Origin of the sequence: Mesorhizobium sp. M5C.F.Ca.ET.164.01.1.1, from assembly GCF_004792125.1 — a bacterium.
In the GTDB taxonomy this organism is placed as follows: Bacteria; Pseudomonadota; Alphaproteobacteria; order Rhizobiales; family Rhizobiaceae; genus Mesorhizobium; species Mesorhizobium wenxiniae.
In genome coordinates this window covers 1-419 of the sequence record NZ_SRTG01000130.1, presented here as the reverse complement: position 1 = coordinate 419, position 419 = coordinate 1, and the positions used below count along the sequence as shown (strand labels likewise).

Here is a 419-nt window from a genome sequence, read left to right as displayed (position 1 = left end):
GTTGGCCGCCGAATAATGCGCGCCGCCGGCCATCGCCACGTGCGCCGATACCGACGAGGTGACCAGGATGCGGCCGAAGCCGTTGGCGCGCATCGCCGGGGCCACCGCCTGCGCCAGCCAGAAGCAGGCTTTCAGGTTGACCGCCAGCGCCTCTTCGAGCTTCTCCTCGTCAAGTTCCTCGACCGAGGCCCAGGGACAGCCGCCGGCATTGTGAACGACGATGTCGAGCCGGCCGGATTTGCGCACCACATCGCCGACCAATGCATGCAGCGTGGTGCGATCGAGCCCGGCAAGCGCGACGGCGCGGACGGACAGACCGCGCGCGGACAGCTCGGCCGCAAGCGCCTCAGCGACATCGAGCGAGCGGTTGGCGATAACGACCGAGGCTCCGGCCTCGGCAAATCGTGTGAAGATGGCGG

The 419-nt window shown here is 68.5% G+C and carries 1 protein-coding gene; it reads right to left on the bottom strand.

The window, feature by feature from the left end:
- The coding region (locus EN807_RS32770) for an SDR family NAD(P)-dependent oxidoreductase (RefSeq protein WP_135937950.1) at positions 1 to 419 on the bottom strand (419 nt) is incomplete at both ends.